This is a genomic window from Flammeovirga agarivorans (assembly GCF_012641475.1).
Taxonomy (GTDB): Bacteria; Bacteroidota; Bacteroidia; order Cytophagales; family Flammeovirgaceae; genus Flammeovirga; species Flammeovirga agarivorans.
Genome location: NZ_JABAIL010000001.1, coordinates 772,706 through 797,864 on the forward strand (window position 1 = coordinate 772,706; position 25,159 = coordinate 797,864).

27 protein-coding genes are annotated in these 25,159 nt (G+C 33.3%); 16 read left to right on the top strand and 11 right to left on the bottom strand.

Features of this window, described 5'->3' with window-relative positions; all coding sequences use genetic code 11:
• The first annotated feature begins 5 nt into the window (after positions 1–5).
• The 7 genes from HGP29_RS03200 to HGP29_RS03230 all read left to right on the top strand — a co-directional run bounded on the left by HGP29_RS03200 (position 6) and on the right by HGP29_RS03230 (position 8,679).
• Positions 6–1,145, top strand: coding sequence for an aspartate aminotransferase family protein (locus HGP29_RS03200; protein ID WP_168880902.1), 1,140 nt, complete (start codon positions 6–8; stop codon positions 1,143–1,145).
• Positions 1,146–1,179: 34 nt separating this feature from the next.
• Positions 1,180–2,133: an N-acetylornithine carbamoyltransferase gene (locus HGP29_RS03205; RefSeq protein ID WP_168880903.1), complete on the top strand. Its 954-nt coding sequence runs from the start codon at positions 1,180–1,182 to the stop codon at positions 2,131–2,133.
• 69 nt (positions 2,134–2,202) lie between these two features.
• Positions 2,203–2,979 carry an acetylglutamate kinase gene (argB, locus tag HGP29_RS03210; RefSeq protein WP_168880904.1) on the top strand — a complete coding sequence of 259 codons (777 nt, stop codon included), beginning with the start codon at positions 2,203–2,205 and terminating at the stop codon, positions 2,977–2,979.
• A 150-nt stretch (positions 2,980–3,129) separates the two neighbouring features.
• Positions 3,130–4,209 (top strand): M20 family metallo-hydrolase, encoded by a 1,080-nt coding sequence (locus HGP29_RS03215; protein WP_168880905.1) that lies wholly within the window; start codon positions 3,130–3,132, stop codon positions 4,207–4,209.
• Between the two features lie 88 nt (positions 4,210–4,297).
• Positions 4,298–5,593, top strand: coding sequence for an argininosuccinate lyase (gene argH / locus HGP29_RS03220; protein ID WP_168880906.1), 1,296 nt, complete (start codon positions 4,298–4,300; stop codon positions 5,591–5,593).
• Positions 5,594–5,852: 259 nt separating this feature from the next.
• Entirely contained in the window at positions 5,853–7,862 is a 2,010-nt protein-coding gene (locus HGP29_RS03225; RefSeq protein WP_168880907.1) for a TonB-dependent receptor, read from the top strand.
• A 223-nt stretch (positions 7,863–8,085) separates the two neighbouring features.
• The gene (locus HGP29_RS03230) at positions 8,086–8,679 is read left to right on the top strand and encodes a hypothetical protein (RefSeq protein WP_168880908.1); all 594 of its coding nucleotides are present in this window, start codon (positions 8,086–8,088) and stop codon (positions 8,677–8,679) included.
• A gap of 18 nt (positions 8,680–8,697) precedes the next feature.
• Here the strand turns inward: HGP29_RS03230 and HGP29_RS03235 are convergent, their stop codons facing one another.
• The 3 genes from HGP29_RS03235 to HGP29_RS03245 are packed head-to-tail and all read right to left on the bottom strand — an operon-like array spanning position 8,698 to position 10,900.
• On the bottom strand, positions 8,698–9,219 hold the full coding sequence (locus tag HGP29_RS03235) for an AAA family ATPase (protein WP_168880909.1): 522 nt from the start codon (positions 9,217–9,219) through the stop codon (positions 8,698–8,700).
• A complete protein-coding gene (pnuC, locus tag HGP29_RS03240; protein WP_168880910.1) occupies positions 9,188–9,766 on the bottom strand; it encodes a nicotinamide riboside transporter PnuC in 579 nt (192 codons plus the stop codon). Before pnuC ends, HGP29_RS03235 begins: the two co-directional genes overlap by 32 nt.
• Before the next feature lie 3 nt (positions 9,767–9,769).
• Positions 9,770–10,900, bottom strand: coding sequence for a hypothetical protein (locus HGP29_RS03245; RefSeq protein WP_168880911.1), 1,131 nt, complete (start codon positions 10,898–10,900; stop codon positions 9,770–9,772).
• 29 nt (positions 10,901–10,929) lie between these two features.
• Between HGP29_RS03245 and HGP29_RS03250 the strand changes: the two genes are divergently transcribed.
• Positions 10,930–11,937, top strand: coding sequence for a helix-turn-helix domain-containing protein (locus HGP29_RS03250; RefSeq protein WP_168880912.1), 1,008 nt, complete (start codon positions 10,930–10,932; stop codon positions 11,935–11,937).
• Between the two features lie 539 nt (positions 11,938–12,476).
• On the opposite strand, the gene HGP29_RS03260 is transcribed toward HGP29_RS03250, so the two are convergent.
• The 3 genes from HGP29_RS03260 to HGP29_RS03270 are packed head-to-tail and all read right to left on the bottom strand — an operon-like array spanning position 12,477 to position 15,968.
• On the bottom strand, positions 12,477–14,396 hold the full coding sequence (locus HGP29_RS03260) for an STN domain-containing protein (protein WP_168880914.1): 1,920 nt from the start codon (positions 14,394–14,396) through the stop codon (positions 12,477–12,479).
• Positions 14,397–15,374, bottom strand: coding sequence for a FecR family protein (locus HGP29_RS03265; RefSeq protein ID WP_168880915.1), 978 nt, complete (start codon positions 15,372–15,374; stop codon positions 14,397–14,399).
• A gap of 54 nt (positions 15,375–15,428) precedes the next feature.
• Positions 15,429–15,968, bottom strand: coding sequence for an RNA polymerase sigma-70 factor (locus tag HGP29_RS03270; protein ID WP_168880916.1), 540 nt, complete (start codon positions 15,966–15,968; stop codon positions 15,429–15,431).
• Positions 15,969–16,096: 128 nt separating this feature from the next.
• Between HGP29_RS03270 and HGP29_RS03275 the strand changes: the two genes are divergently transcribed.
• The 7 genes from HGP29_RS03275 (at position 16,097) to HGP29_RS03305 (ending at position 20,500) form a co-directional block, all read left to right on the top strand.
• Entirely contained in the window at positions 16,097–16,876 is a 780-nt protein-coding gene (locus tag HGP29_RS03275; RefSeq protein ID WP_168880917.1) for a phosphatidylethanolamine N-methyltransferase family domain-containing protein, read from the top strand.
• Between the two features lie 116 nt (positions 16,877–16,992).
• Positions 16,993–17,346, top strand: coding sequence for a 50S ribosomal protein L19 (gene rplS / locus HGP29_RS03280; RefSeq protein ID WP_168880918.1), 354 nt, complete (start codon positions 16,993–16,995; stop codon positions 17,344–17,346).
• Positions 17,347–17,471: 125 nt separating this feature from the next.
• Entirely contained in the window at positions 17,472–18,215 is a 744-nt protein-coding gene (locus HGP29_RS03285; protein ID WP_168880919.1) for a UDP-2,3-diacylglucosamine diphosphatase, read from the top strand.
• Entirely contained in the window at positions 18,181–18,996 is an 816-nt protein-coding gene (locus HGP29_RS03290; protein ID WP_168880920.1) for a hypothetical protein, read from the top strand. The genes HGP29_RS03285 and HGP29_RS03290 overlap by 35 nt, the downstream gene beginning before the upstream one ends.
• Positions 18,997–18,998: 2 nt before the next feature.
• Positions 18,999–19,487 (top strand): YkgJ family cysteine cluster protein, encoded by a 489-nt coding sequence (locus HGP29_RS03295; protein WP_168880921.1) that lies wholly within the window; start codon positions 18,999–19,001, stop codon positions 19,485–19,487.
• A gap of 142 nt (positions 19,488–19,629) precedes the next feature.
• Complete coding sequence (locus HGP29_RS03300) at positions 19,630–20,016, top strand: hypothetical protein (RefSeq protein WP_168880922.1); 387 nt, start codon at positions 19,630–19,632, stop codon at positions 20,014–20,016.
• Between the two features lie 115 nt (positions 20,017–20,131).
• A complete protein-coding gene (locus tag HGP29_RS03305; RefSeq protein ID WP_168880923.1) occupies positions 20,132–20,500 on the top strand; it encodes a hypothetical protein in 369 nt (122 codons plus the stop codon).
• A gap of 58 nt (positions 20,501–20,558) precedes the next feature.
• Here the strand turns inward: HGP29_RS03305 and HGP29_RS03310 are convergent, their stop codons facing one another.
• From HGP29_RS03310 to HGP29_RS03325, 4 genes are all read right to left on the bottom strand, one after another.
• Positions 20,559–21,218, bottom strand: a complete 660-nt coding sequence (locus HGP29_RS03310) for a hypothetical protein (protein ID WP_168880924.1) — start codon at positions 21,216–21,218, stop codon at positions 20,559–20,561.
• Between the two features lie 127 nt (positions 21,219–21,345).
• Complete coding sequence (locus HGP29_RS03315) at positions 21,346–21,921, bottom strand: hypothetical protein (protein WP_168880925.1); 576 nt, start codon at positions 21,919–21,921, stop codon at positions 21,346–21,348.
• Positions 21,922–22,158: 237 nt separating this feature from the next.
• On the bottom strand, positions 22,159–22,545 hold the full coding sequence (locus HGP29_RS03320; RefSeq protein WP_168880926.1) for a hypothetical protein: 387 nt from the start codon (positions 22,543–22,545) through the stop codon (positions 22,159–22,161).
• A 127-nt stretch (positions 22,546–22,672) separates the two neighbouring features.
• Positions 22,673–23,161 carry a thioredoxin family protein gene (locus HGP29_RS03325; protein ID WP_211093187.1) on the bottom strand — a complete coding sequence of 163 codons (489 nt, stop codon included), beginning with the start codon at positions 23,159–23,161 and terminating at the stop codon, positions 22,673–22,675.
• A 21-nt stretch (positions 23,162–23,182) separates the two neighbouring features.
• Here HGP29_RS03325 and HGP29_RS03330 point away from each other — a divergent pair, with 21 nt between their 5' ends.
• A complete protein-coding gene (locus HGP29_RS03330) occupies positions 23,183–23,392 on the top strand; it encodes a YgjV family protein (RefSeq protein ID WP_168880927.1) in 210 nt (69 codons plus the stop codon).
• Positions 23,393–23,394: 2 nt separating this feature from the next.
• Here the strand turns inward: HGP29_RS03330 and HGP29_RS03335 are convergent, their stop codons facing one another.
• Positions 23,395–24,840: an arginine deiminase family protein gene (locus HGP29_RS03335; protein WP_168880928.1), complete on the bottom strand. Its 1,446-nt coding sequence runs from the start codon at positions 24,838–24,840 to the stop codon at positions 23,395–23,397.
• Positions 24,841–25,159: the final 319 nt, after the last annotated feature.

Below are 25,159 nucleotides of genomic sequence, written 5' to 3' on the forward strand. Positions count from 1 at the left end.
ATAAAATGGCAAATTTATTTGATGTATATCCATTATTTAACATCGAGCCAGTTAAAGGTGAAGATGTTTGGATTTATGATAAAAACGATGAGAAATACCTAGACCTTTATGGCGGACATGCTGTAATTTCAATTGGACATACTCATCCTCACTATAAAGAAAAATTATCGAATCAGTTAGAAAACTTAGTATTCTATTCTAACTCTATTCAGAACCCTCTTCAAAAAGAATTGGCTGAAAAGTTAGGAGAAGCAAGTTGCTATACAGATTGGAACTTATTCTTATGTAATTCTGGAGCTGAAGCAAACGAAAATGCTTTTAAATTGGCTTCATTCTACAATAAGAAGACGAAAATTATCTCTTTTTCTAAAGGCTTTCATGGTAGAACATCATTGGCTGTAGCGACAACAGATAATAAAAATATTGTTGCTCCTGTTAACGCTGTACATGATACTTTGATCCTTCCTTTTAATGATGTTGAAGCATTGAAAAAAGCTTTTTCAGAGCATGAAATCTGTGCTGTTATCATTGAAGGAATCCAAGGTATTGGAGGTATCTATGAACCAACGGAAGAATTTATGAAAACGATCCGTTCATTGTGTGATGAGCAGAATGCAGTATTTATTGCTGATGAAATTCAATCAGGCTATGGACGTAGTGGTAAATTCTTTGCCCACCAATGGTACAATGTTGTTCCTGATGTGGTTACAATGGCCAAAGGTATGGGTAATGGTTTCCCAATTGGAGGTATTTTCATTGCCCCGAAATTCGAAGCTCACTATGGTATGTTGGGGACTACATTTGGTGGTAACCATTTAGCATGTGCAGCAGGAATTGCGGTATTAGATGTTTTAAAAAATGAAAACTTAATACCTCAATCCGTAGAAGTAGGAGAATGGTTGGTAAATCAACTGAAAGATAATCCTGCTATTAAGGAAATTAGAGGAAAAGGCTTAATGTTAGGTATTGAGCTAAATGAGGAAGTCGCTCCAATTCGTAAGAAGATCTTATTAGAGCATAAAATCTTTACAGGAGCTTCGTCAAACAAAAATACTATTCGTTTACTTCCTCCTTTAACTTTAACAAAAGAACAAGCTCAACTATTCGTTGATGCATTCGAGGCAGTAACAAAAGAATTGGCATAAAGAGACTTAAAAGTCTATTAGAAAATATAAAATCATGGAGAAATTTTTATCTGTAAACGATGTTCCAAATTTAGATGAACTCGTTAAAAGTGCATTAGAGATAAAAGCCAATCCTGTAGCTTACAGTGAAGTTGGTAAACATAAAATGTTGGGACTGATCTTTTTCAACCCAAGTTTAAGAACTAGACTTAGTACTCAACGCGCCGCTCGTCATTTAGGTATGGACGTGATGGTGATGAATATTGATAAAGAAGGTTGGAAAATCGAAACTCAAGATGGAGTAATCATGGATGGCGATAAAGCAGAGCATTTAAAAGATGCTGCAGCAGTAATTAGCCAATACTGTGATATCATTGGGGTAAGATCTTTTCCAAACTTAAATAGTAAAGAGGAAGACTATACAGATGCAGTAATGAAAGACTTTGTGAAGTTCTCTCATTCTCCAATTGTAAGTTTAGAGTCTGCAACAAGGCACCCTTTACAATCTCTTGCTGATTTGGTGACAATTAGAGAGAATTCTAGTAAGCCAAAAAAGAAAGTAGTTTTAACTTGGGCACCACATCCAAGAGCTTTACCTCAAGCGGTACCAAATTCATTTGCTGAATGGATGAATGCTGCAGATGATGTTGAATTGGTAATCACAGCTCCAGAAGGATATGAATTAGATCCTGAATTTGCAGGTGATGCTACATTTACAACAAATCAAGATGAGGCGTTAAAAGATGCTGATTTTGTTTATGCTAAAAACTGGTCATCAACAAAAGAGTATGGTAAGGTAGTATGTACTGACAAATCTTGGGAAGTGACAGCAGAAAAAATGGCACTAACTAACGATGGTAAGTTTATGCACTGTTTACCGATCCGTCGTAACGTTGTAGCTAGCGATGAAGTTTTGGATAGTGATAATTCATTAATCATTGCAGAAGCAAATAATAGAACTTTTGCCGCTGCAGCAGTTCTACGAGCTATTTTAGAAAAAGATCAATAGATAAATAGCAAGGTCTGGAGTATTTTTATTCTAGACCTTGCTATTGTTATTATAAACAACAAACAAAGAATGAAAGTATCAGTAATTAAGGTAGGAGGAAATGTTATTAATGATGAACAAGCATTATCTTCTTTCTTAGAGCAGTTTTCAAATTTAGAAGGTGCGAAAGTTTTAGTACATGGCGGAGGTAAACTAGCTACAGCTATGGCTCAGCGTTTAGGGATCGAACCAAAAATGGTCGATGGCCGACGTATCACTGATGCAGATACTTTAGAAGTTGTTACTATGGTATATGGTGGTTTGGTTAACAAAAGAATTGTTGCTCAACTACAAGCTAAAGGAACAAACGCAATTGGATTAACTGGTGCTGATGGAAATATTATCGAAGCAGATAAGCGTACAGGCTGGGAAATTGATTTTGGTTTCGTAGGTGATGTTCGCAAGGCTAATGCAGCTCCAATTGCTAATTTATTGACACAAGGAATCACACCCGTAATTGCACCTTTAACACATGATGGAAAAGGACAATTATTAAATACTAATGCCGATACAATGGCACAAGCAGTAGCGGTGGCACTTGGTCAAGAAGGACATGAAGTTTCTTTAAGATACTGTTTTGAAAAGGCAGGCGTACTTTTAGATGTTAATGATGATGCATCATTAGTACCTGTACTTGATCCCAAAAAGTTTGAAGAGTTTAAAGCGGAAGGTATCGTAGCTGATGGTATGCTACCGAAGCTCAAAAACGCATTTGACGCTATTGAGGCATCTGTAACAGAAGTGTGGTTAGGAAAAGTAGAAGGGTTACTTGCTAATGATCCAATAGGCACAAAAATAATCGGCTAAATCACTAAGTCGTTTTATTTAACTTCATAAATTTAAGATGCATGTTGACCATTTGGAAAGCATGCATTTTCTTTAATTAATTGATTGTATTATTTTCGGTGAGAAGAAAAAAGATATCTTTACCGTGATTGTATAATACCAATACCAAATATGAAACATCAAGAACTTACTGAGAAAGCCATTGCATTATTAAAACAAATGATAGCTACTGAATCATTATCAAAAGATGAAGATGATGTGGCAGAAGTTGTTGCTAGGTTTTTCGTTGAAAATGAAGTAGAAGTTCATCAATATAAAAATAACCTTTGGGCACAAAATGTACATTTTGATCCAGCAAAGGAAACCATCTTATTGAATTCACACATTGATACAGTTAAGCCCAATAAAGATTGGACATTAGATCCATTTAATCCTATCGTAAAAGAGGGGAAATTATATGGATTAGGTAGCAATGATGCTGGTGGATGCTTAGTAAGTTTAATAGCTACATTCCTTTACTTTTATAAAAAGGAAAACTTGCCATTTAACTTAGTGATTTGTGCTTCTGCCGAAGAGGAGATTTCAGGAAGAGACGGTATTGCAGACGTTTGGGATCAATTACCCAACATCGATTTTGCAATTGTTGGTGAGCCTACATTAATGCAAATGGCCGTAGCAGAAAAAGGTTTGATGGTGTTGGATTGTGTTGCTCATGGGGAATCAGGGCATGCAGCAAGAAATGAAGGTGTTAATGCATTGTATAAAGCGATCGAGGATATAGAATGGTTTAGAACATTTCATTTTCCAAAGACATCGAGTACATTAGGACCAATTAAAATGTCAGTAACTTGCATTGAGGCAGGAACTCAACATAATGTAGTTCCATCAGAATGTAAGTATGTAGTGGATGTTCGTACTACGGATGCATACTCAAATCTTGAAACTTTAGAGATCATCAAGAAATATGTGAAAAGTACAGTAACACCTCGATCAACAAGATTAAACCCATCTGGTGCTCCTATGAACCATCCAGTTATTAAGGCTGGACTTCAGCTACAAAAAGAAACTTATGGTTCGCCAACATTGTCTGACCAGGCGCTAATGCCAATTCCATCATTAAAGATGGGACCGGGTGATTCGGCGAGATCACATACCGCCAATGAGTTTATCTTTGTAGATGAAATCGTAAAAGGTATTGAAGGATATATAAAAGTACTTGAAGGAGCAAGTATCATTTACAATAACGAATAGTTAGGGTAACTTCGATTAAAGCTCAATTTTTAATAAAAAAAGAATCATTGAAGAGTAGCGATAAACTCTTATAATATAAAATATAGTTATGAAACTTTGGCAAAAATCCACTTACACAGTAAATGAAAAAGTTGATAAGTTTACAGTAGGTAAGGATAGAGAATTAGATATTTTACTAGCACCATATGATGTAAAAGGCTCAATGGCTCATGCGACAATGTTGGCAGAGGTAGGTCTTTTAACAGAAGAAGATAAGAATACACTTTTAAAAGGTCTTCAAGAGATTTATGAAGAGATTGAAAAAGGTGACTTTGTCATTGAGGACGGTGTAGAAGATGTACATTCTCAAGTAGAGATGTTATTGACACAGCGTTATGGTGATGTAGGAAAAAGGCTACATTCAGGACGTTCAAGAAACGACCAAGTTTTACTAGATTTAAAATTGTATTTAAGAGATGCTATTAAAAATGTAGCAGCAAATACAAAAGATCTTTTTGACACATTAATCAAGAAGTCTGACGAATTTAAAGATTACTTGATGCCTGGTTATACGCACATGCAAGTGGCTATGCCATCATCATTTGGTCTTTGGTTGGGAGCTTATGCAGAATCATTGGTAGATGATATGGTGATGCTTAAAGCTGCCTACGATATCACTGACAGAAACCCTCTGGGTTCTGCTGCAGGTTACGGTTCATCTTTCCCATTAAATAGAACAAGAACAACTGAGTTGATGGATTTCCAATCAATGGCAGTCAATGTTGTTTACGCACAAATGGGTAGAGGAAAAACGGAATATCACGTAGCCAATGCAATGGCTTCTGTAGCAGCTACAGTTGCAAAATTATCGATGGATGGTTGTATGTATGCCGGTGGTAACTTTGGTTTTATCAAGTTCCCTAATGAGTTTACAACTGGTTCGAGTATTATGCCTCATAAAAAGAACCCAGATGTATTGGAGTTAACTAGAGCAAGATGTAATCAGATTACTTCATTGCCTACCCAAATTATGGCAGTATTGAGTAATCTTCCAGTGGGATACCATAGAGATCTTCAGCAGATTAAAGAAATGTTGTTGCCAGCTTTTGAGATGTTAAACGATTGTCTTGAGATGACCAAGTTAATGTTCGAAAAGATGGAACCAACAAAAGATCTTTTAGAAGCTCCAATTTATGATTACCTATTCTCTGTTGAAGAAGTGAATAAGCTAGTATTACAGGGAATTCCATTCAGAGAGGCATATGTGATTGTTGGTGAAGGTATCGAAAAGGGAGAATACAATCCTGAAAGATCAGTTAATCATAACCATGAAGGTTCTATTGGTAATTTAGGAAACGATATTATCAAAAAACGTATGGAAGCGACATATTCATTTGAGGATTAATCATTTGAATTCATATTAGAATATATTAGAGGCACTTTTCGTATTGGAAGGTGCCTTTTTTTTTATGAATTTACAAAATCAACAAATTGAAATAGAAGGATATAAATAGAAAATTATAACAATCATATTTTTTAAGTGAGTTGTTCGCTTAAATAATAGATAATGACTTTAAAAGTTCTTTTTTGATGTGTGTTTGTTGTTATTAAATAAATACCTTTGCGACCCTTTCATCTTTTATCATCAAAACACATTAATCAAATTGAAAAAATATTTACTCTTCCTTTCAATTTCTATTCTTTCGTCTGTAAATGTATTTTCCCAAAAAAGTATGTTCGATGAGGATAGTATTACTAACCTTGATGAAGTCATCATTTCATCGTCTTTTTTAGCCACAAAATATACTCCCGTTGCTTACGAGGATTTATTGGTTGAAGATATCTCTTTCAAAAATATCGGACAAGAACCTTCTTTCCTTCTGTCTGAAAGCCCTTCTATGACCGTTTATTCTGATGCGGGTGGATATCAAGGGTATTCTTATTTTAGATTAAGGGGGATAGATCAAAGTCGAATTAATTTCACCTTGGATGGTGTTCCTTTAAATGAACCTGAAGACCAAGGCTTTTATTTTGCAAATTTTGGAGATTTTCTCAACTCAGTAAGCTCAATGCAGATTCAAAGAGGAGTAGGGACAACTCAAAACGGTACAGCTAGTTATGGTGGTAGTATACAATTTGCTTCCGTCAACTTGTACGATTCTACTTATGCTAAGCTCGAAGGTGGATATGGTTCATTTAATAGTTACAGAATTGCAGGTGAATATAATTCTGGTGTTAAAAATGACAAAGCAATATATGTTAGAGCATCTCATTTAGCTTCTGATAATTATAAATATAATGCTGATAATAATTCTGTTTCAGGTTTTGTTAGTGCTGGTTTGTTTAAAGAAAAGTACGATTTGAGGTTTACGACTTTTGCAGGTAATCAGAAGAATGGTTTGGCTTGGGCAGGTGTATCACAAGAGTTGATCGATGAAGATCCTAGAACCAATGCTAACGTTAATGAAAGAGATAACTTTACACAAACGTTTTCTTCGTTATCAAATAAATGGTCGATTTCAGATCAGTCAACATTGAACACTAGTGTTTTTTATAGCTATGTTGATGGTAATTATGATTACAATTGGCTAGGCTATGATACTACCCCTGATACACTCGACAACTATGCCTTTACCTCTAATTTTGTAGGGTTTTACTCTAATTATCAATACGAAACTGATCATTTGAAATGGACTACTGGAGTGTTGATGGATTGGTATGCTAGAGATCATGTTGGAACAAATACTTATGACCCGTCTTTATTTTATAAAAATACAGGCTACAAGAATGAAATAAGTGCTTTTACTAAAGCAATGTATCAGTTGGGTAATTTCTATTTCTTTGTTGATTTACAATATCGATATGCATCATTTGATTATGAAGGTGATGTATCCTTTGAAAAATTAGAATGGAACTTTTTTAATCCTAAAGGTGGAGTGACATATAAGATTGATTCCTCTTGGGATGTATACTATAACATTGGGAAAACAGGTAGAGAACCCACAAGAAACGATATGTTTGGAGGTTGGGATAACTTGTTGGCAGACTCAACAGGAGCTCCTCAGATCGGAGGTACAGATCCAGAATATGTTGTAGATCAAGAATTTGGAGTTCGAGTATCAAAACAGAATTGGAATGCAAACCTAAATGGTTTTTATATGAGTTTTGATAATGAGTATATACTTGATGGTCAATTAGGGCCAAATGGTTTGCCTTTAACGAGTAATGTAGAAAGTAGTATTCGAACGGGTGTTGAGTTAGAAGTGACTTATCATTTAAACGAGCATTGGAAATTAAAGAATTCGACCTCTTATAATTACTCACAAGTGAAAGACCAAGGGGTGGAATTCAGTCAAATTTTGACACCAAATTGGATTGTAAATCAAGATATTCTGTATATGATTCATCGCTTTGAAATAGGTGCTACTTTGAGGTATCAGAGTGAATCATATATTGATAATGCAAATGAAAATATTATCGATGGATACTTCTTACTAAATGCCAGAGCATCATATATTCTCAATGATCATATACAAATTTCAGTTATTGGAAATAATTTAACGAATTCTTTCTATTATAATTATGGGTATGTAGATGTTTGGGATAATAACACAAATAAATACCTTGTAACAGCCCCTATTAATTTCTATGGAAACTTAACTGTTACATTCTAAGTGACTTAGGATATTGAAGCATGTAATGTTAAAAATTGGACATTACATGCTTTTTATTATACTTTTTAATGGTGTAAACAGAACGTTTTATCAAAAAACTGCTAAATTGCAGTACATTATATGTTATAACTATTTTTCTCTAACGATTTTTATCTTAATTTTGCAGCTGTGCATTAGTTTCAAACAGTTCAATCTATTTAAACTTACTTTAACTTAAATTACAATGAAAAAACTAACACTTTTAATGCTGACATGCATCTGTATGTTAGGTAATGTCGCGTATGCCCAAAGTGAAATAAATTTCTCACTAACACCCAAACGATCATCTATCGTAATTGATGTAGATGAAATCTACAGTAAGTCTATCACTTATCACTTGATAGATTCTAACAAAGTAGAGGTAGAGGCAAAAAACCTTACAGAAAAAGGTAAAAAGGTATTAAACTTTAAAGAAGTACCTGAGGGGAATTATGAATTAGAACTTCTATTCGAAAACAAAAAGATTGTAAAACAAATCAGAGTGGCTCCAAACAAAAAGATTTCATTTATATCTAATAAATGGGAGGCTCTAAATGCAGGATTTGTTATTAATATCAGAGGGAAGAAAATGGAAGTAAGAACCAACAATAACCTCGAAGAAGAATTTGAAATTATCTTTAGAGATATGATTGGTAAGGAAGTTTATAGAGAACACTTTACTGGAGGAATGAACAACGTAATGAATGTAGATTTATCTTCATTTGGTACGACAATGTTTATGATGGATCTAGAGGTAGGAGATGCTTTATATTCCGATATTGTATCAACAACAAAGTAAAAAAAGAGAGGTACTTGATTAGTCAGGTACCTCTTTTAGTATATCTGTAATTTTTTTTATCCTTTCGGAGAGGTTACCATTGATTAAATGATATCCACCATAGATATCTGTTAATTCTTTCTTGAAAATTTCTAGAATAGCCTTTCTATCTTCAGGATTGGGATGTTCTCTTTGTTCGTCATATTCCCAAGGGACATCAATATCGAGTAGAAATACAGCATCAAATTGTTGAGATGATAGATGTTCAATTACCCAAGGATCACAACGCTTGTATTTATATTCTGACCAAATCTTTATGACCTCTAACCCAGTATCACAAAAGAGAAACTGATGGGCTAATTCTAAGTTGATCTTTTGTATTTCTAACTGTCTCTCACCAATCTTTTTCAGATCAGATTCGATATACGGTCGATGTAAACGATCAATATAATCTCTTGCATACTCTTTTACCCAAAGAGTATCATATTGTTCTGCTAACGCAATGCAGATAGTACTTTTGCCTGTTGATTCAGGCCCTGTGATCAATATATTTTTCACCATATTCGGTTCTCCATTGATAATAACCCCATACAGCTAACAGAGTGTAAACAATAAATAGAAAGGAGGTTAATTGAAACCCTTTGATGTAATACATATATACTGATATTGCATCGATCACTACCCAGTATAACCAATTAGAAACGATCTTTCTAGTTACCATAAAGGTGGCGATTATACTGAATACAGTTGTAAAAGAATCTACAAAAGGCAATGCAGCATCGGTATATTTTAATAACCCAGATGCAAGGATATAAATTCCAATACCTCCAATTATGAAAAGAATAATGTGTGTTTTTAAAGACCATTCTGATAATTGTAATATTTCTTGATCTTTTCGTTTAAACTTCCACTGGTAAAATCCTACTACATTCATGATCAGGTAGAATATTTGTAAACCTGTTTCTGCATATAATTTTGCAGTAATACACAAATACATATAAATAGATACAGATATAGTAGAAGCTGCCCAACACCAAATATTTTCTTTTATGGCTAAGACAGTAAAAGTTATACTAAAAATAACAGCAATAAGCTCTAAACTACTCATGGTCTAAATATAATTTTGAAGATAATTTTTTAGTGAAAGTTCATCTGGAAGTTCATTCAACAAATGCTGATACTGTTGAAATATTACCTTTTCATCATTTGCCATAGAATAGGCTTTTTTAGTGATGCCTCTTCCAGATACTCCTGCAAATATCTTATAAATATATTCATCCATTGGAGATGATAGTAAGTTAGCTTTTTCTTCCTCTAGTTTTGATAGCTGATTTTTTAGTATTTGATATAAGTGTTCGGCTTCAGATTCATTAAACTTTACATTTTCCTCTTTAAAATATTCTGTATAGAGATTCAATAAAGTAATTAAATCATTTTCCTTTTTAGCAGTTGAAATAACGATCATTAAATCATGAAACTTATCCTTTTCATGTACATCTTGTGTTTTATCAGGGTGCAATTTTTTTGCCAATTGCTTATAAAGACTATTTACAGATGTATGTTTTATCTCAAGTGTATTTGTCTGATTGTCAATATTATGTTTCTCTTTTGAGTTGTGTACGTTGTTAGCTTCATGAATTGCCTTTTTTAGTTGTTTTTGATAAAGGATAGGAGCAATTATTTGATCAAAATATTTTTTAACTTTTTCATCATTGGATAACATTTCTAGCCACTGTTCTTCAGAAAAATAAGATTCAATGTTTTCTAAATGATTTGATTTATACTGAAGATAGTTGAGTACCTCTTGTTTTCTTTCGTTCTTTTGTTGTGTTTTTGTCTTCTTTTTTGACTTCTTCTCATGTGCACTTTTATATTCTGGGATTAAATCTCTGAAGCCCATTGTATCAATAAAAGGAGATTGAAGAGCATCGACCATAAGCTGATTAATAATACCTTGAAAAACTTGACGTTGCTTACTACTTAATTTTGCATCTTTTTCGAGAAACAATAATTGTTCAATTAGTTTATATAACTCTTGGAACCGTTGCTTGTGTTCTTTTTCTACATATTCTTCGTATGCAGATTTCATATTCACTAAATCACTAGTAATTCTGTTATTTCTATTTTTAAGTTTCTGTACTTTTGCCCAAAGTATAGTAAGTTGATCAGTTAATGTTTTAGGATTTTTCTTGGGTTTTCCTTTCTTAATCTTATCAAATACTATTAATTTATCTTTACTCATATATTTTTGATGAAAATGATTCAGTACACATGACTTTAGACGAAGATAAGATATATAACATAGATCATGAATCGGAAAAGCCTTTTCCAGAACAATTAGCCGAATTAGTGAATGGCAAGTTTGATGGAAAAATGCTTACTGTAGATAATAAAATAGCTAAAGCCACTTATGAGTTCTTTACCGAATTAGACAATATTAAATTGGTGATTCATAAAAGTGAAATGCGATCCAAAGTTAACGTTAGACATAATCCTATTCTCCAGAGTAATGATTTTGTATACCTAATGATGTTGAAAGAAGGGGAGATCACACATATCTATGAATCCGAAAATAACATTGAAGTTTTCGGTCCCAAAAGACAGAGAGGTATAATGATTACCAACTTAAAATACCCGTTGATTAATCAGAGTGAAGCCACTGGATATTGTGAGTGGTTTACAATTTTGGTGAGGAAAACGACCTTAATTGATTTAATAGAAGGAGCAAAAAAAGAAGAAGTCAAGAAAATCATTAGTAGTAATGATCCATGGTTATTTTTTGAACCCTTTAACCTTGAAGTGGTAACGGCTTTGGAAAAAATATTTTCTGTTGAAGAAAAAGTGGCAAGGAAATTAAAAATCTATGGACAGTCACTGATTATTCTTGCTGAGACCATGAACTTACTAGGAAGTAGAAAATCAGCGGATACGAGTAGGTTGAGCGTACATGATACGGCAAGGATGTTTGAGGTAAAAGAATACATAACTCAAGACCTTTCTGTAACTCCCAACCTAGAAGAAATTTGTAATGAGTTTGGTTTAAGCAGATCAAAATTAATCAGAGACTTCAAAGCTGAATTTGGCCGTCCTGTTTATAAATTTTATAACCATGTTAGGATGGAAGAGGCAAGAGTGATGCTTGTAGATAAAGGATTGAGTGTAACAGAAGTATCTCAAGAACTAGGCTTTAAAGGATTGTCAAAATTCTCAGATGCATTTAAGAATTTCTATGGAATGTCACCGAAGACAATGGTAGAATTGAGTACAAAAATGGAGTAATAATTAAAAGTTATTCACAATGTGTGCTGGTTAGTTTATAGTTATTCACATTGCCCTATCATTAATGTTGATAACTATCAATCACAAGTGAATAATTAATTGAATATTATAATTCCTAACTAAAATATATAATTATTGGAATAAAATATTGTCATATTCTGATTAAATCATGTGAAAAGACTCAAGTCTATTAACAATTCAAGATTTGATAAAATGTTGATAACTTTGATGAAAGCTTGTTGAAAACTAAAAATTCAAAAGAAAAACTCCTATTTATATTGATTTATAAACAGGAGTTTTTAGTTTATTCACATCCACACAATTTTATTTGTTTAAGGATAGAATGATATGTTTTGTTAAACTCTTCTTTTTCAATTTGTTGAATTTTAGAGTAGGCAGCTTTAAAGTAATCTACCTTTTTCTTTGATTGGAAGTAGTTGTTCTTGAAATGCATAGTAATTGATAAATAATTAAGTTTTATTTCCTTTCAATTAAAAGACACATCAAAACCAATTTCCCCCTATTCATTTATAATAATTTTAGAAATTTATTCTTAATGCCGCTTTTGCAGATATCCATAATATACTATTGTTGGTGTGATAGGTATAGAATGAAGGTGGGTCGAATGGTAGAGTATTATCATCAAAATTCAACTGATAATTTGCTGTAGGACCAATAACGAATGTAAAAGTTTTACCGATAGGTTGGGCATACATTAATGCCACACGAACATAAGAATCAGTAAACTGATCTTCTTCAATCTGATAGAAAGAATGTATTCCACCCTCAATATTGATTCTATTTCCAATAAATGTACCTACCCCTCCTCCAAAGGAAAGACCTTCATTTAAATTTTCTCTTTGGTTAAATTGGTAACCAAATTGATAGTAGTTGTAGAATCTCTTAGATCCTGATCTAAAAGCAAAATTAACAAAACTAAATTCATCTACACTATATTCTGCTGAGTGGTACCCATCATCGTACCAAGAGAATAAACCAATGGGTATACTATTATTGCCTTTTTTGGCGTAGTTTACAAGCCCGATCTGTAAACCATTCATTTCTTCTGATCTATTATAAATACCAGCAATCTGAGCACCTTTCGTAGTATCGGATACAATATTGAATATTCCTGAAACTTGTGCTCCATTGATATTTTTACCGTAATTACTAATACCGGCTAATTGCATACCATTGATATTTTCTTTGGTACTACTTGTAATACCAGAAACTTGCATACCATTAATGGATTCTGCATAGTTGTAGATACCACTTAGCTGCATACCATGTACATTAGTTTTGGCCGCAGCTAAAATACCCCCAATTTGTAATCCATAAACATTTTTTCTGGTCATTGAAACAATACCACCAACATGCATTCCTAGGGTAGAATCTTTGGCCATATTAAAAATACCACCAACACTCAATCCATCCACTTTGTTCATGTTGTAGTTGGTAATACCACCAATCTGAACACCTTTAACATTACCACCGACAATATTGGCTAAACCACCAATCTGTACACCAGTTACTTTATATCTATTGATATTGACTAAACCACCAATTTCAATTCCTTCTACTCCGGCAGAATATCCCATAAAAGTATTTAATGATACCTTATTGACATATGATCCACCTAAGAAATTGGCATTACTTAGGAAAGGCACTAAAGTAAATTGGAACACTCTAGTCTCAGTTTGATCTAAGTTATTAGAGATGATGTCTACCTTTTTCGGAACAAATCTCTGTACAAAACCTAATGTATATGGGTTGGATCCATTCAAGGCTAAGTCGTTATCAACAGGAGATGTAAAGTTATTATAAGGCGTTAAAGCGATATTGTATTTAATGAACTTTTCTTCCTTATCTGGGTCAAATTGTACCATGGTATCATAATACCCTCTACCTCTAAAGTAGACCCCTTTATTAAGGTATTCAACAGGAACATCTAGTTTATAGTAGCCTAAGCTATCCGTTAATGTTAGCATCTTTCTTTGCTCATCGTAGATAACTACATTTTCGATACCTTTGCCTGTTTTTTCATCAACGACCTGTCCCACTAAGGGAATATCTTCTTTTAATCGTGCTTGTTGTTGTGGTGTGAGCCTTCGTTTATCTTCCATAGGTCGGATTGTTAAACTAAAAGCATCACGAATAATTATATGTGTATCACCTACTTGTTTAAAATCATAAGCACTACCAAACATTTCCAAAAGGATCTGTTCAATGGTAGTATTTTGTACTTTTAAGGAAATCAGTTGGTTGAAGTCAATAATACTTGGATTATAGGAAAAAGAAAATCCCCCTTTTTCACTTACTTTATCTAAAGCATCTTCCAAGGGGACTTTTTTAAATTCTATTGTTATAATTCTATCTAGGAGATCTCTTCTGGTATTTACTCCTGATACATTTTGTATAAGAATCAGAACAAAAATGCTTGTTAATATATAGGATTTCATTTAGTCAATTAAGTATGCTTTGTCACCGGTTTTCTGAACTCTGATACCTAAAGTGGCTTCTAACACTTCAAATACACTTTCGATTTTTTCATGATCAAAGCTACTTGTGACTTTATTCCTGTAAAGGTTTTCGTTTTTAACTTGAATGTCGACTTTATATGCTTTTGCAATAGCACTGATCACTTCATCAAAACTGTCATTTTTGAAGTTGAGCTTCTGGTATTTCCAGAACATCTCATTGACAGTATTGATTTCTTTTTTCTTAGGTGTACTTGTGTCTAATGCAGCTATACCTTGAGTTCCTTTCTTTAGCAAAACATATTTATCTTCTTTTGAAGTGAGCTTTACCAAGCCCTCTGTTACAGTTACCTCAACTTTACCTGATGAGGTGTTGACATTAAACTTAGTGCCTAGAACAGTAACATCTCCATATTGGGTATGCACAATAAATGGCTGATCTTCATTGTGGGCTACTTCAAAATAAGCTTCTCCATCGAGTTCCATCTCTCTAGAATTTCCTTCAAAGGAGTTGACAGCCAATGTTGTCCCTGCATTCAATGTAATCAGTGACCCATCGGTTAAAGTATCTAGTTGAGGAACATCAACAGCAACGAATTTAGTCGTCTCAATTGGAGTGGCCTGCTGTCCTGAATACCATCGAATACCAAAGAATACTAAAACAATAGCAGCCACTCCCGCAGAGTATTTGTACCAAGGGGAGAAGGTGACCACTTTTGTGGTATTCTTTTCTTCTATCTGTTGGGACATCCGTTCCCAAGCCTTATCAACATTAACACTCACTGCCGGAACCTCAGTTTTTGCAGTAAGCATCCATACACTTTGTAATTCATCAAAGTATTGTTGATTTTTTACATCATTCTTAAGCCAAATTTCCACTTCTTCGTTTTCTTTCTCCGAAGTTTCACCGGTTAAAAATTTTGTAAGTAATATATCGTCAATTTGTGAAAAGTTTTCCATAATCAATTAGAAGACACTTACCATAGAGAATACCCCTATGGTGAAATCAGAAAATTATAAAAGAATGAAAATTAAAATGGAAATAAATGCAGAAAGCTCAGTTTTGAGGTATTTCAATGCACTAGACATTTGATTCTCAACTGTTTTTATACTGATGCTTAATTTTTCAGCGATCTCAGCATATTTTAATCCCTCAAACCTGCTCATCATAAATACCTCTTTCCTCTTGTCAGGAAGACTGTTTATTGCTTGATGAATTTTCTGATTTAGTTCTGAAGCTTCCATCACATCTGCCGATTGTATGGCTTCTTCTTCTAACACAGATTGATTATGTGATTTGTAATCTTCTTTTACTTGAAGGTGACGGATTACATTTAAACATTTATTCCTGATAGCTCTAAATAGATAAGCTTCTATTGAGGTATCAATATTTACTGATTCTCGATTTTCCCAAAGCTTGAAAAGTACATCATGTACTACATCTTCTGAAGCTTCAATATCTTTTAGAAAAGTATTGGCATAAGCACAGAGTCTTGGGTACTCTTCTCGAAAGAGTTTTTCAAATTTATCTTTTGTAATGATTTCTTGTATCAAGACGCTAACGATAGTTCATTTAATGCAATTATTCTTTCAAATAAGGTTACTTCAAAGAATTTTATGCAATATAAGGATTAAGCAAAACATTATTTTTTTATTTTGAAGTACAATTTCAAAACAAGAGAATGAACTTTTCAGAAAACTTCAATCTACACGAGAGTATCAATACTTTTTCTTTATTATGGATCATTTTAGGTATTGCTACTTTTGTGATTTTATTTTATGGTAAAGTTACTGCCCCATTTGGTCGTCATACAAGATCTGATTGGGGGCCTGTAATTCCAAATTCTTTAGGATGGTTTATCATGGAGATCATTTCACCTATTGGGTTATGGGTAGGGTTTTATTTTGGTTCTGATGGTACTATGGAAACTTCTAACCAAGCATTTATTGGAATGCTATTATGGAGCATCCATTATTTGAATAGAACATTTATTTTCCCTTTAAGAATGCCCAATAAGAAAAAGAAGATGCCCTTGATTATTACCTTGTCTGCAATGCTGTTTAACTCTGTCAATGGAACTTTAAATGGATACTTTTTAGGGAGTGATTGGATCTTGCATTCTAACTATTTACTATTATTAGGTGGTTTATTATTTGTGTTGGGGATGAGTATCAATATTAAATCCGATAACATACTGTTGTCATTAAGAAAGCCTGGAGAAACCCACTACGTAATACCTAGAGGTTTTTTATTTGATAAGGTAAGCACACCCAATTTATTTGGTGAAATTGTAGAATGGTTTGGTTTTATGTTGATCGTTCCGAGTTTTGGAAGCCTTAGCTTTTTATGTTGGACATTAGCGAACTTAATTCCAAGAGCAAGGGACCATCATGAGTGGTATCTATCTCATTTTGACGACTATCCTAAAGAAAGAAAAGTAGTTTTTCCTTTGATTTATTAGAGTGAGTGATGGTTTTGTTCTTATTAACGAGGTATTTACTATTTCCTTTTTATTATAAAATTTAATTCTCTACCTTTGCATCTCGAAAATTTTTGTATTGATAAATTTATCACACAATGGATTTAATCAAAAAAGTTGAAAAGGATTTTTCATCCAACATGGAGAAACATCCCGCTTTCGGCGCTGGCGATACGGTAGACGTATACGTAAAAATTAAAGAGGGTAACAAGGAGCGTGTTCAAAAGTTCCAAGGTACAGTTATCCAACGTCGTAACAAAGGATCTTTAGGTGAAACTTTCACTGTACGTAAGATCTCTAACGGTATTGGTGTAGAGCGTATCTTCCCATTAAACTCACCAAACATCGACAAGATCGAGGTATTGAGAAGAGGTAAAGTAAGAAGAGCAAGATTATTCTACTTACGTGGTCGCTACGGTAAGGCTGCGAAAGTTAGAGAAAAAAGATTCTAAAAATCTGATCTTGGCTTCGCCGAATATCATACAAAGCCGACATTCTGTAATAGAGTGTCGGTTTTTTTATTTTATACTCTTAGATTTACACTTCAAAAGTCATTATAAACAATTCGTAAATTTCAATGTCCAAGAAAATATATTTTGCTTCCGATTTTCACTTAGGAACTCCATCTGAAGAAGAGAGTTTAAAAAGAGAAAAAAAGATCTGCCGTTGGTTAGACATGGCAGCAGAAGATGCTGAACATATATATTTATTAGGCGATTTATTTGACTTTTGGTTTGAATATCGTTTTGCAGTTCCTAAAGGCTTCTTACGTTTTCAGGGTAAGCTAGCTGAACTTGTAGATAAAGGAGTAAAGATTACCTTTTTTACTGGTAATCATGATATGTGGATGTTTGATTACTTTCCTAAAGAACTAGGAGTAGAAATAATCCGAGAACCTATCGATGTAGAATGGTACGGTAAGACATTTCATATCGGGCATGGTGATGGCCTTGGACCAGGCGATTATACCTATAAGTTTCTGAAAAAGGTATTTGCCAATAAAATGTGTCAGTGGCTTTTTGGTTTTTTACATCCAACCATTGGAATGGGAATCGCACAAAATTGGTCAAGACATTCTAGAGCTTCCGGTGCAGAGAAAGACCATGAGTTTCATGGTAAGGAGAAAGAGTGGATATGGATATATTGTCAAGAAGAACAAGCAAAAAAATATCGAGATTATTATATCTTTGGTCATAGGCATTTGCCTTTGGATCTTGAATTAGATCAAGGAGGTAGATATATTAATACTGGAGAATGGCTTTCTTATGACACATATGCAACTTTCGATGGAGAAAAATTGGAGTTACTTACTTATAAATAGTATCATTTGCTTTGTACTTGCCTCTTTTACTGTAAAGGGGCAGGAACTACTTTTTGAAGTTACTGTAGGTGAAGTGTCTTCTGTTGATATAGATCGTACAGGTAAAGTATATGTTGTAGACTCACAAGGTAATGTTACACAATACATAGGAAAGGAAGTACATAGAAGGTATTCTCCGACTACTCCAGCAGAAATTCAGATAGATGCATGGCCAATGTTAAATACTACGGTATTTTCTCCAGATTGGCAGGGTATACAAATTTTAGGTCAGCAATTGACATTACAAAATGAGTATTTATTCGATCCTAGTTTAGTAGAATATGCATCTGTAGCTACTAATTCAACTGATGGAGGCATATGGCTGTATGATCAGCCTGCTTTTAGATTGAAAAAATATTATCCAGATCAAAATAATATTGGCTTGGATGTATCACTCGAACAAATTATCAACCAACCTTCTTGGAACCCAACTTGGATTAGAGAATATCAAAATAACTTATATGTTGTTGATGAATATCAAGGGCTATACGTGTTTGATCTGTTGGGGAATATTCTATCAGAACCATTTTATATCTCGAAATGTAGATCAATAGGCTTTACAGATAAGGAATTTTATTGGTTAAAAGGAGGGAAGCTCAAGTTTAAATCACTTTATGGAACAGAGGAAAGAGAGATAAATTTACCGGATAGAAAGGTGAATTTTGTTCTATACGATGCTACTCAAAAAAGAGTCTACTGCTTTATAAAAGATACGATGAAAGCTTATCAGTTAGTAAATTAATTATGGATTTATATCAGGATTGGCAAAAAAATGCCAAAACAAAATTTAAAGAACACAAAACATTTTTACAGAGACTAAAGAAACAGAAAAAAGGGAAACAGATTGATCAAATCGTTAACGATACGGATGAAGCTGCTTTCGAGACTTTTGACTGTCTTGCTTGTGCGAATTGCTGTAAAACGATAAGCCCTGTAGTTACTGCAACAGATGTAAAGAGAATCGGAAAACACTTAAGAATGAAAGAAACAGAAGTGATTTCTGACTTTATGAAAGTGGATGCTGATGGTGATTATGTAATGAATAGACAACCATGTCCTTTTCTTGGAGCAGATAATTACTGTTCTATTTATGAGGCAAGACCTAAAGCTTGTAGGGAGTATCCTTTAACACAGAATCAAGGGTTTAATCAACGTCCTGCATTACATGCTAGAAATACCTTAACTTGCCCTGTCGTATTCCATGTTGTGAAAGAATTAAAAAATAAACTATAAATATCTCGATTTAAGATAATGATGCTTAACAACTAAAACCTATTCCTCTTCAATTATACATATTTGCGATATTACTTATTTTAATAACTTAATTAACATAGTGTGAGCAACACTATTAACAACCTATTATCAAACAATCAGAATGAGAAAAATTACCCTTACCCTAGGAATTCTACTTTCAACAATTTTATGTCATGCGGTAGATTTGGATAAAATCACTGATGAACATCTTTCAAGAGTAAAAGGAGTAGAGTACAACGAGACAAATGCTAAATCTTTTGTAGAGCAGTACATAGGTATATTTTCAGAAGGAAAATCGGATTACTTATTTCATACAGAAACAGAAGAATTAGTCGCTTTATTTAAAGGAGGAATCCAAAAAGCAAAAATGATTGAAGTTGTAAAAACTTCAGGTATGACTAACGTTTATTTCATGATTAATGATGTGATGATTCATACTTCATACAAAAACTCTACTGGAGAAATGTATATGTGTCGTTTTAAAAAAGACGGCATTGATATCAAATAACTTATAGTAGAAGAAAAACAAAAGGCCACTTTTTTATAAAAAAGTGGCCTTTTGTTTTAGGGGTTTTGCATAACATTTTCCCTTAGGTAGATAAAGAACAATAATTATTACGCAAATGAAAAAAGTTATCTTAATCTTATTCTATTGTATACTGATAGGATGTAATCAAAATAAGGAAGTAATCCCTGCTGACGAATATAAAACTTACGTAAGAAGTAATCTAAATGAAACTTTTAGGCATGAAGTAAAAGTAAACATCACTAAGATGACTTTCGAAAGAAGAACTTCAGATGGAGACTTTTATAAAGGGAACATTTCTAAAGCAGCAAAAATATCACCTAATGAAGCACAGGATTATGTACTTCATATTAAACAAAAAAGACAATCTTGTGAGTATGATTGGATGGAAACAGATGAAACGGAGTTAATGGAATTTTCTTTCTTTAATGAAGTCGATGGTTTTACATTACAAGAATGCAACTAAATAAAAAAGGTGATTGCTACTACTGTAACAATCACCTTTTTTCAACTATTTCTATTTTCTAGAAGCCAAACACTACATCGAGTGTTGCTCCAAAAGTGGGTTCTCCGGTTTGAACATCTATACCTGGTGATAAAGTGAAACCTGTACTCCAATGGCTATTTAGTGAATAGGCTAAACCTGTCTGAACAATAACAGAACCGCCCCATTCTCTATGTGATCCATCTTCTACAGTATTATCGTAGTCATCAGGGTGTGTGATATCATCTACATCCACATCAATATAATGATCTCCTTCTTCATGGTGTGAATCGTGGTAACCAAATGTACCACCAATACCTACAAAAGTACCCCATCTTGAATGTCCGATCGGAATTTCTCTAACAACAACACTGGCAAAGTGCTTACCTGTAAATTCAACGGTACCTTGAAATTTTGTCAAATGGGCAAAATAAATAGATCCTGTGAACTCAAAGTAGCCACTATTGTTATAAGAAATCTCTAATTCATAACGATTATGATGAGACTTTTCACCATGTAATATATCTGGATTTGCCTCGATGTGCCCTTCCTGATGCTTCTCCTCTTTTGTTACAGTAAGATCTTCTTGTTCATCTTCTGTATAATCATGTCTTGTATTTTGTGCTATTGAACAAGTCCAAGCCGTAATACAAAGCAACGTGGTGAGAAATGACGTTTTTAAATTCAAAGCGTAAGACATAAGATTAGTAATTATTAGAGATCAGATTTATTATGGTATGTAAATCTGTCTACGCAATATTATGACTTATGTTCAGTATTAAACAATATAGTTTGAATATATTAAGAACGATTACAGTTTTTAACAACTAAAAACCAAATACAAGATCTAGTGTCATCCCAAAATTAGGCTGATGTGTTTCTACATTGAAACCTGGAGATAAAGTAAATCCAGTACTCCAGTGTTTGTCTACAGAGTAAGCTAAGCCAGATTGGAAAATCACACTTCCTGTCCAATCTCTGTGTACAGAATCATGATCAGCTACATCAGGAGCATGCGGTGCACTAGTTGTTGTTGTACCATGTTCTTCACCTTCTTTTTCAAAACCAAAAGTAGATCCAACACCTACGAAAGTACCAAATTTAGAGTGTCCTAAAGGAATTTCTCTAACAAAGCATCCTGCAAAATGATGGCCTGTAAATTCTACTGTACCTTGGAATTTTGTTAGATGGGCAAAGTATACAGAGCTTGTAAATTCAAAATGATTTCCATTGTTATAAGATAGCTCTACTTCAAAATGGTTTTCATGATGTTCGCCTTCGATGATGCTTTTATCATGATCTTCTTTTTTCTTCTTTTTATCTATTCCTTCTGCAAGACAGTCGACAGTGAAAAAACATAGAAATAAGAATACGTTCGAAATGATAATTTTTTTAGTCAACACGGATATTCACACGTTTTGTTCATTTAATTTATTGATTCAAACTATCAAATTAAATAATAATATGTTTCATGTATTATTATTTATTAACAATAAGTGCATTGTGTTATGGTTAAAGCTGTTTTAAATCATCTTTTTTTGGTGATAGTCTTATAATAGTGAATAAAAAATCACTTAAATGACTTGTTATAAGCGTTTTATAGACACTTTTGATTTTGTATTACTCTTTTTAGTTTTTTGTTAATTTGTAGTGGTAATCAATACATCCCATAAGACTGCTTGAGTAGTATCTACATGAGTAACAGATACCGTATTTTTTAAAGAAGCATATTGAAAATTTTCGGGGTTATCATATCTTTCAAGAGTTAGATTGCCTCTAAACTCAAAAGTATGATGTGTTATTATCACAGAATCGGCGGCTCTAGTAAGTAATTGTGTTCTGCCATATACGGGAGGTTCTAGTGGGTAACGATCTAAAACAATAACCCTTGCAGTAAGTGCTGTACACTTTTCCCAATTGAATTCAACCACTCCCTTTTTAAGAGGATATGATTCTATAGGCTGGCAAGCTACAATGATAAATGGTATAGCAATTATTAGAAGTGAAATTTGTAATATTCTTGTCATGAAAATATCGTTAAGTTTTCCCTTAAATTTAATGATTTAATTCGAAAAACTCTTTATTCCCTAATTGGCGGGTAATGGTGTGGTATAAAAAAGGGAATCATTATTGACTCCCTTCATGTTGGTACTTTTAGTTGTAATTTGCCGGATCTAAGGCCTTTACCGTCCATCCTTTCAAGAACATCAATACTTTATTTTTATCATACCCTTTACCACTTTCTAAATAAGCAGAATTTTGGATGTGAAGTACTTTACCACTACCATCGAGAATCACGAAGACTGGGTAGCCAAATCTATTAGGGTACCCTAAATATTCCATGGCTTTTTTGTTCTTGTTTTCTTTACTCCAATTAACAAGAACAGTCTCATATTCATCTTCCATGATTTTAGAAATTTCTGCATCGTTATGAGAAAATTTTGCATATAGTTTACACCAACTACACCAATTTCCTCCTACTTTTACAAAAACATGTTTATTTGTTTTGCTTGCTTCTTTTATTGCTGTTTGAATATCTTTCATTGCATCAGCTTCGGGATTATACACCTCGTTTTGAGCGAATACATTAGAGACAATCAGTAGAAAAAATACAGTGATAGAAGTTTTGAATAGTTTCATCATTTTGTTTAATAAAATAAGAATATGAATTCTGAATATGTAGGTTATATCGCCTCAGCAATATTAATGCTTTCTTTTACTTTTAAGAAGGCAAATACCCTAAGAATAATCAACTCAATAGGATGTATTGTGTTTGTCATCTACGGTGTGATGATAGATGCTTGGCCGGTCATCATCTCTAATGGTTTTATTGCTTTGGTAAATGCCTACTATTTATTTCTTAGTAAGAAGTAAGTCTAGAGATGATCTCTAAGAATAGGCATACTCATACAATGAGAGCCTCCTCTTGCTCTAGATAATTCTGCCGATGGTAGCAATATTAAAGTGTTACTAATATCATTTGGATGTACCTCTTCTTTTATAAGTTGATCTAAAAGGTCTGCAGCTTTGATGACATTCATACCTTGTTTTTTGAAACCATTCGATGTTTTGTCATTTCGGTCATAACCAATCACAACACCCTCTTTAAGGGCAAGAACATTGCAAGAGTCTGTCCACTGTTCTCTTCTACCGTGTGGGAATTCATTATCACCTGAGTAAATAAATTTGGTAGGAGATTCAGACTTTAAGTCATTAACACTGATGTCGTTTAATAGATCTTCTAGATAGTTAAAACGTATAGGGGTATTATAATCTTCTCCTTTTACATACTGTAGTATTTCTAATTCATTTTCACTTTTAGATCCACCTAAAGAAGAAATGAAGTCTCCTTTTTCTTTCTTTAATCCTTCTTTAGAGAAAGAACCAAAAATGACCCACATATCTCTTTTCACTTGTGTGAAGGTAGTATCAATATGCATGTAGGCTCTTTTGGCAGGGATTTTTACTATAGTGACTTTCTCCACAATATTTCTATCATGCATTTCATGAATCACTTTACTTGCTGCATGGATTGAAGTTCTTTCACTAACACCGACAAGTAGGTGATTGGGTGCGACCATCATCACGTCCCCACCTTCAATAGTGACCAGTTTCTTTTCTTGTTCTTCTTCATCCAATAAGAAAAAATCTTCGGGATCAGTGATTTCAATAATTTTATCAGTGTAATTCTGGAACATGGAATGATTGAAGAAAATGTACTTCATTAAAATCGATTCCCTTGTTCTTGCTTTCTTCTTGGGTTTATTTAATAAGATATGATCATTAACTGTGATCCCTATATCTCTTGTGAATATTAAATTGGGAATAGGAGGAAAGATCATTCTTTTGTCTGGAAGGATACCTGAGATTAATGTTCTTGCCAAAACAGATGATTCTAGCTCCATTAATTCTTCTTGTAATAGATAAGATGTTCCTTCATGAGCACAGACAGATGCAATCATTCTTTGTCGAAGTTCTTTTTCATCCAAAAGAGAAGAAAGTAAAGCCTGTGGCTCTATCACTTTATCAGAATTGAAGTATTTTTCTTTATCGGGTTTATAAAAGTGTCGTTCATTTTCTGGTAAGTCAATTTTATGAATAACACTGTGAATTTTATTATAATCTAGAAAGTAGAGGAGAATCTTTAAATAAAGGTCGTATTCTTTTTTTCTCATGGTGTCCAGGTGAACGATATCTTCAAAAAGCCAATCTTGAGCTTTTGTCGGAATTACTTTACCTATCCCTTCATCTGGACTGTGAATTAATAGTCTTCTTAACGTACCTACTTCAGAGCTTACGTGAATGTCTTGATAATTTTCCATCGATTGATTTAAATAACATATGTGGTTAAATAAATTTAGCAAAAAAAGTGGAAGGATAATATAGATGTCTCATTATCTCTGTGGTTACAGATCCAAAGAAGAAAGAAGAATCATGTTTTTCATGAAGAAGAAACCTATTACTTAATCCCAATAATTGACTTTTTTGAAGAGTTTTTAAAAAAATGAAATGAAAATTTTTGTTATATAAAGTGTAATATCTACATTTGAGGATCAATTCAAGTTCTTTTTAAAATTAAATTTCGTTATCAGAGTTCATGCTTTCATCGGAAGCATACAATCCATCTCAAATTAATTTATT

Excerpts from the sequence above, each read along its gene's own strand:
- HGP29_RS03200 (WP_168880902.1), top strand. The coding sequence starts at position 6 with ATGGCAAATTTATTTGATGTATATCCATTATTTAACATCGAGCCAGTT.
- HGP29_RS03205 (WP_168880903.1), top strand. The coding sequence starts at position 1,180 with ATGGAGAAATTTTTATCTGTAAACGATGTTCCAAATTTAGATGAACTC.
- argB (WP_168880904.1), top strand. The coding sequence starts at position 2,203 with ATGAAAGTATCAGTAATTAAGGTAGGAGGAAATGTTATTAATGATGAA.
- HGP29_RS03215 (WP_168880905.1), top strand. The coding sequence starts at position 3,130 with ATGAAACATCAAGAACTTACTGAGAAAGCCATTGCATTATTAAAACAA.
- argH (WP_168880906.1), top strand. The coding sequence starts at position 4,298 with ATGAAACTTTGGCAAAAATCCACTTACACAGTAAATGAAAAAGTTGAT.
- HGP29_RS03230 (WP_168880908.1), top strand. The coding sequence starts at position 8,086 with ATGAAAAAACTAACACTTTTAATGCTGACATGCATCTGTATGTTAGGT.
- HGP29_RS03235 (WP_168880909.1), bottom strand. The coding sequence starts at position 9,219 with ATGGTGAAAAATATATTGATCACAGGGCCTGAATCAACAGGCAAAAGT.
- pnuC (WP_168880910.1), bottom strand. The coding sequence starts at position 9,766 with ATGAGTAGTTTAGAGCTTATTGCTGTTATTTTTAGTATAACTTTTACT.
- HGP29_RS03245 (WP_168880911.1), bottom strand. The coding sequence starts at position 10,900 with ATGAGTAAAGATAAATTAATAGTATTTGATAAGATTAAGAAAGGAAAA.
- HGP29_RS03250 (WP_168880912.1), top strand. The coding sequence starts at position 10,930 with ATGACTTTAGACGAAGATAAGATATATAACATAGATCATGAATCGGAA.
- HGP29_RS03260 (WP_168880914.1), bottom strand. The coding sequence starts at position 14,396 with ATGAAATCCTATATATTAACAAGCATTTTTGTTCTGATTCTTATACAA.
- HGP29_RS03265 (WP_168880915.1), bottom strand. The coding sequence starts at position 15,374 with ATGGAAAACTTTTCACAAATTGACGATATATTACTTACAAAATTTTTA.
- HGP29_RS03275 (WP_168880917.1), top strand. The coding sequence starts at position 16,097 with ATGAACTTTTCAGAAAACTTCAATCTACACGAGAGTATCAATACTTTT.
- rplS (WP_168880918.1), top strand. The coding sequence starts at position 16,993 with ATGGATTTAATCAAAAAAGTTGAAAAGGATTTTTCATCCAACATGGAG.
- HGP29_RS03285 (WP_168880919.1), top strand. The coding sequence starts at position 17,472 with ATGTCCAAGAAAATATATTTTGCTTCCGATTTTCACTTAGGAACTCCA.
- HGP29_RS03290 (WP_168880920.1), top strand. The coding sequence starts at position 18,181 with ATGGAGAAAAATTGGAGTTACTTACTTATAAATAGTATCATTTGCTTT.
- HGP29_RS03295 (WP_168880921.1), top strand. The coding sequence starts at position 18,999 with ATGGATTTATATCAGGATTGGCAAAAAAATGCCAAAACAAAATTTAAA.
- HGP29_RS03300 (WP_168880922.1), top strand. The coding sequence starts at position 19,630 with ATGAGAAAAATTACCCTTACCCTAGGAATTCTACTTTCAACAATTTTA.
- HGP29_RS03305 (WP_168880923.1), top strand. The coding sequence starts at position 20,132 with ATGAAAAAAGTTATCTTAATCTTATTCTATTGTATACTGATAGGATGT.
- HGP29_RS03310 (WP_168880924.1), bottom strand. The coding sequence starts at position 21,218 with ATGTCTTACGCTTTGAATTTAAAAACGTCATTTCTCACCACGTTGCTT.
- HGP29_RS03320 (WP_168880926.1), bottom strand. The coding sequence starts at position 22,545 with ATGACAAGAATATTACAAATTTCACTTCTAATAATTGCTATACCATTT.
- HGP29_RS03325 (WP_211093187.1), bottom strand. The coding sequence starts at position 23,161 with ATGATGAAACTATTCAAAACTTCTATCACTGTATTTTTTCTACTGATT.
- HGP29_RS03330 (WP_168880927.1), top strand. The coding sequence starts at position 23,183 with ATGAATTCTGAATATGTAGGTTATATCGCCTCAGCAATATTAATGCTT.
- HGP29_RS03335 (WP_168880928.1), bottom strand. The coding sequence starts at position 24,840 with ATGGAAAATTATCAAGACATTCACGTAAGCTCTGAAGTAGGTACGTTA.